We start from the raw sequence: 4,981 nt of genomic DNA, 5'->3' as shown, positions 1-4,981 counted from the left end.
CCCCTGGGCGCGGCACGGGGCGCGCTTCACGCGCGACTTCGAGGACTGGGTGGCGTGGCTGGCGGTCCGCTGCACCGCCTCGGCGGTCTCCGAGCTCGCCCGCGTCGAGTGGCACGGCGTGGGCGGCGTGTGCAGGCGCGTCTACGCCGAGCTGGAGGCCGCGCGCGGCGCCTCGAGGTTCGACGGCGTGCGCCGCATCGGCATCGACGAGACGTCGTACAAGAAGGGCCACAAGTACGTCACGGTGGTCGTCGGCCACGACCGCGGCTGCCTCATCTGGGCGCACGAGGGCACCGGCAAGGACGTGCTCAACCTGTTCCTCGACGAGCTCACGCGCGAGCAGAGGCGCGCCATAGAGGTGGTGACCGCCGACGGCGCGAGGTGGATAAGGCAGCTGGTCAAGCGCCGCTGCCCCAACGCGAGGTGGGTCATGGACCCCTTCCACGTGGTCCAGTGGATGAACGACGCGCTCGACGCCGTGCGCTGCGAGGAGTGGAACGCCGCCAGGGCCGCCAGGCCCAGGCCCGAGGGCAAGCGCGGCAGGCCTGCCAAAGGCGAGCTGCCGCCCGAGGAGGTCAGGGCGCTCGAGGAGGAGGCGGCCTCCATCAAGGGCAGCCGCTACGCGCTCGTGAAGAACCCCGAGGACCTCACCGACGGCCAGAGGGCGAGGCTCGAGGCGCTCAAGAAGAGGGCCGGCTCGCGGCTGGTCAGGGCCTGGGAGCTCAAGGAGGACCTGCGGGCCGTCTTCCGGGCAGCCGACGGCTCCGAGGCCGCCGAGCTGCTCGACGACTGGATGCACAGGGCCGCCTACTGCAAGATCGCCAAGGTCGTCGCCGTGGAGAAGAAGGTGCGCCGCCGGCGCGACGACATCATCGCCGCAGTCGAGCTCGGCATCAGCAACGGGCGCGTAGAGGCCATCAACAACAAGATCAAGGTGACGGTGAGGATGGGCTACGGCTTCCGCAACACCGACAACCTCGTGGCCCTGCTCATGCTCAGGTGCGGCGACTGCCAGCCCCAGCTCCCGGGTCGCCCGGTGAAGGCGAGGAAGAAGGGCGTGAAGGGAGCGAAGAGCGTTGCTGCCTAGGCTAGCCCCTTGTCACACAAACTACCGAAGCCTCTAAAAAAGCCGATAACACATAGGTTTTTTGACCTAATGCGTTATCGGCTCTGCGTCTATGCGTCTGGCACTTTTAATCATTTTTTTTTGAATTTATTATATGTGTTAGCTAACTGTCCACAAGCCGCGTTAATCTCTCTGCCATGAGAAACTCTTATAGTAACTTCAAGTCCTGCTTGCTCTAATTGATGTTTGAATGCAACTATTTCCCGTTTCTGTGGTGCTTTAATTCTTGAATTGCTTGTTGGGTTGTATTGTAACACGTTAATCATAACTTTTTTGCCCCGAAACCATTTTGCAAGTTGTCTTACATCTGAGGGCCGGTCATTTATACCCGGTAAAAGCAAATACGCAAAGACAATTTTGCGATTATGCCTTTCAGAATAGGATAAGGCTTGCTTAACAACATCTTCAATAGCATATATGCGCATGTGAGGAATAATACGATTTCTTGCAGATTGTGTTGCTGCGTGTAAAGATATTGTCAACTGAATTTTAAGATGTTCCTCGCGCAATTTTTTTAATTGATCGACCGGACCAACTGTTGATATGGTAATGCCGTCGGTTGGAAAGTTGAGCCCATATCTATCTCGGAGAATATGGATTGCTTTTATCAAGTTGTCATAATTGAATAAAGGCTCTCCCATACCCATAAAAACGATACGGTTTACTTTTCGACGCAACAATATAATCTGTTGTACGATTTCTGACGATGTTAGATTACGAACAAAGCCATTTCGCCCGGACTCACAAAAAATACAACCAACAGGACAACCGACTTGTGTGCTCACGCAAACAGTTCCACCATCTCGCCGCTTGATAAAAACCGTTTCAATGTATTTGTTGTCTTTCAGTTCGTAAACATACTTTTCAGTATCACTGCTTTTGCAAATATTTTTTACCAACATTGATAGATTTTTTTTGCGTGGTAATTGCTTATATAATTCTTCATATAAGGCTTTTGCTTCATTCTCGCCAATAACTTCCGACATTTCTTTGTAAGTAAATCCGTATGGATCATTCCGTACTTCCGCAGGCGTATATTTAGGTAAACGTTTCATTTTTATATCCTTTCTTCTAAATAATAAAAGTTTGTTTTTCTGTATTTTTGATTACAATCTCTAATTTTTCTACATCAATGATATGCGTCAATTTGCATTTAGGGCAGAAAAGAGGAAAATCTTTTAATACAGTATTATGAAATACTTGAACTCTCGTCTTTCCGTTACAAATCGGACATTTTATCCAATATTTTTTAAGCATTATATTTCACTCGTCCTTTTTACACAAAAAAATGGGCTCTTCTGGTTCTGTATGGAGTTGCTTTCGCCGCCGTCCCTGTCCTCGTCCCCCACTGATAAGCGGGAGTAAAGGGCTGTGATTTTGCTGTAATCATTCATGTGCATACCCTCCTGCGTCAATATATGTGTTGCTTACAGTTAAGATTATGCACCTCATCGGGCAGAGCCGTACTCCGCGCCCTTGCGGTATTTCTTCGCGTTTTTCCCTTTGACATAGACTATCAAGCGGATAATCACCGCACCGACAATGCCGACAAGCAAATCCAACGGGTAAACGCTCGGCAAGGCGTTTTCAAAGGCTGCGGAAAATCCTTGTGTGATATTCAGTATCTTTGCAGAAATATCCGCGCCGGGGGCAAGCCGCACCGCCTGTCCGACTTTATCAAAGAGATAGACAAAGAACACATAGGGGATATTCGGAAGTATCAGCTTTTTGTAGTTGATCTGCTTCATATCTCGCGCCCCCTGTCCATTTTCTTTACCTTGTCGCGGGCGGCGTTAAGCTGCTTCGCCTTGTCCTTTGCAGCGGCAAGGGCTTTGCGGATAGAGGGCTTTTTCTCCCGGTTCAGCTTCTTTGCGGAAAACTCTTGAAACGCTGCGGTCATAACGTCCGCGTCCCGGCCTTTGAAAAACACAAGGTAACGGGTCTGCTCGCCCTTAACCTTTTTTAGCGAAAAATCTATGTTGTATTTCTTCGCCGTACTCTCAAAGGCTTTAATATTGCTGTCGGTGATCTCGATGTTGGAAACACCCGCGTTCTGCTTCATAAGCTGCCGCATGGTCTGTTTCCCATGCGCGGGTTTGCTTTTCTGCTCCAAAAACTTTTGGATTGCTTTCTGTAACGCCTGTTCGGTAAGCCGCGCCGCGCCTTTTCCCACTTTGACGTATAGGGCAATCGTTTTTTGGGTTACTTCCTCCTGCAAGGTATCAACTCCTTTCCCGGTAAAGTGCGGCTATGCTCATTCGCCGCCGTATAAGTCGTGATTGACAAGGGCGGTATAGTAGCTGTCAATGGTACTCGGCGCGTTGAACAGCACCGCTTTTAGATACTGCTTGATGTTGCGCACTTTGGTTGTGTTCTCCCTCATGCAATCCAAAACAAACTCAATATGGCTGCTGTTCAGCTTCAAAAACTTGGATTTCACCAATTCGGCGGGGTAGTCGTCCCCGGCAATACGGATTGTCTTTCGGGCTGTGCAGACGGTTTCCAGCATAAGGTCAACAATCTCGTCCAAACGGTCTTTGTCAATTTTGCAGTTTTGAATGAGATGGTCGTATTCGATATTGTCCTTGATAATCTCCCTGTAAATCTCTACTGCGCTATTGCTTTTCGCTTCCGTTCTTTTCCTTTCCGGCGGCGTAGCCGCTTCGCCATGCGCAAAGGGCAAGGGGTTTAGGGAATGGAAAGGAATGGAATCGGTACTTGATAAATCAGTAATTGATTGTTCTTTACTTAATATATCTTTATTTAATTGCGTTGGATTTTCCAACGTAGGTTTTTCCTGCGTAGGTTTTTCCAACGTTGGATTATCCAATGTTGGATTTTCCAATGTAGGTAAATCCAATATAGGCGGCTGTCCGCCGCTGGTAGCTGCTTCCGGCTCTCGCGGCTGCGGCTGCTCGTATATGACGTAATCTGCGCCCCGCAAGCGTCCCTTTTCGTCGCGCTCCCGGCTGCGCACGATATATCCGGCTTTTTCGAGTTCCTTTACCGCTTCGCGGATTGCGTCGATCTTCTCCCGGTTGATATGGGATAAGCCCGCAAGGGTATAATCCCAATCTTCGGGCAGCGAAAGCATTTGCGACAACAAGCCCTTTGCCTTTAAGGACAATTCCTTGTTTCGCAAGTGGTGGTTGCTCATAACGGTATATCCCGTATTTCGCTCCACTCTGAAAACTGCCATATTTCCTCACTTCCTCTCTTGGTATGCGTGGACAATTAGAAAGCCGTTTTCGGCTGTTTTGGTATTGCAATATGCCCTTTGCCGTTTTCGCGTCTGCAAAGCCGCATGGCACAAGGGCTTTTGCCCGTCTATTTGTCCATGCTGGCGTGCGTTTTCCGCGTCCTTTTGCCGGGGCAATAGGGACACTCTTTGAAAACGCAAAACTCATATTTCCACCCGGGGCGGTAGAAACGGCAAGTGCCGCAATCTTCATCATCTCCGGCACAACCGGATTGATAGCGGTCAAATCCCGGCTTCTGCTGCATGAGCAATTCAAACGCCCGCTGCTTGCCCTTTGTGAAATACATTCCGGCTGCACCTCCTTTCCTGCGGGCATAAAAAAACGGCGTTACTTTCTCCCCCAAAGGGGTTAAGGTAACGCCGTTTGTGTGCGTATTCAGTTTTTAACACATTCCCTGTCTATCCGCTGTCCGCAAAACCATTGATTTTATTAGCTTTTTGCCGCTATCGCTATCACACCTCATTATTATCCCGTCCCGGTCCGCCCCCGGCATGTCATCGACGCCTTCGGCTCAGTCTCATATCCGCGGATACCGTTCTGTCGGCCCGCACTCCATTCCTTCGGCGGGGTTCCCCAAGTCTGTCGAGGCGCATGC

The 4,981-nt window shown here is 50.6% G+C and carries 7 protein-coding genes; 1 reads left to right on the top strand and 6 read right to left on the bottom strand.

The window, feature by feature from the left end; all coding sequences use genetic code 11:
- A partial coding sequence (locus tag ACTQ0H_RS09110; protein WP_441548077.1) for an ISL3 family transposase occupies positions 1-1,087 on the top strand: 1,087 nt, incomplete at its 5' end.
- 110 nt (positions 1,088-1,197) lie between these two features.
- On the opposite strand, the gene rlmN is transcribed toward ACTQ0H_RS09110, so the two are convergent.
- The 6 genes from rlmN to ACTQ0H_RS09080 form a co-directional block, all read right to left on the bottom strand.
- Positions 1,198-2,181, bottom strand: coding sequence for a 23S rRNA (adenine(2503)-C(2))-methyltransferase RlmN (gene rlmN / locus ACTQ0H_RS09105; RefSeq protein ID WP_052802844.1), 984 nt, complete (start codon positions 2,179-2,181; stop codon positions 1,198-1,200).
- Positions 2,182-2,197: 16 nt separating this feature from the next.
- Entirely contained in the window at positions 2,198-2,383 is a 186-nt protein-coding gene (locus tag ACTQ0H_RS09100; protein WP_003431289.1) for a cysteine-rich KTR domain-containing protein, read from the bottom strand.
- A 191-nt stretch (positions 2,384-2,574) separates the two neighbouring features.
- Positions 2,575-2,874 (bottom strand): hypothetical protein, encoded by a 300-nt coding sequence (locus ACTQ0H_RS09095; protein ID WP_441055697.1) that lies wholly within the window; start codon positions 2,872-2,874, stop codon positions 2,575-2,577.
- On the bottom strand, positions 2,871-3,344 hold the full coding sequence (locus ACTQ0H_RS09090) for a PcfB family protein (RefSeq protein WP_002604484.1): 474 nt from the start codon (positions 3,342-3,344) through the stop codon (positions 2,871-2,873). The genes ACTQ0H_RS09095 and ACTQ0H_RS09090 overlap by 4 nt, the downstream gene beginning before the upstream one ends.
- Positions 3,345-3,380: 36 nt before the next feature.
- Positions 3,381-4,325, bottom strand: coding sequence for a DUF6017 domain-containing protein (locus ACTQ0H_RS09085; protein WP_002604485.1), 945 nt, complete (start codon positions 4,323-4,325; stop codon positions 3,381-3,383).
- 128 nt (positions 4,326-4,453) lie between these two features.
- Positions 4,454-4,672 carry a hypothetical protein gene (locus ACTQ0H_RS09080; RefSeq protein ID WP_002604486.1) on the bottom strand — a complete coding sequence of 73 codons (219 nt, stop codon included), beginning with the start codon at positions 4,670-4,672 and terminating at the stop codon, positions 4,454-4,456.
- Positions 4,673-4,981 lie beyond the last annotated feature (309 nt).

The organism is Collinsella sp. LCP21S3_A3, from assembly GCF_052118905.1.
Lineage (GTDB): Bacteria > Actinomycetota > Coriobacteriia > Coriobacteriales > Coriobacteriaceae > Collinsella.
The sequence above is the reverse complement of the archived record's forward strand: the minus strand, read 5'-3'. Positions and strand labels throughout refer to the sequence as shown.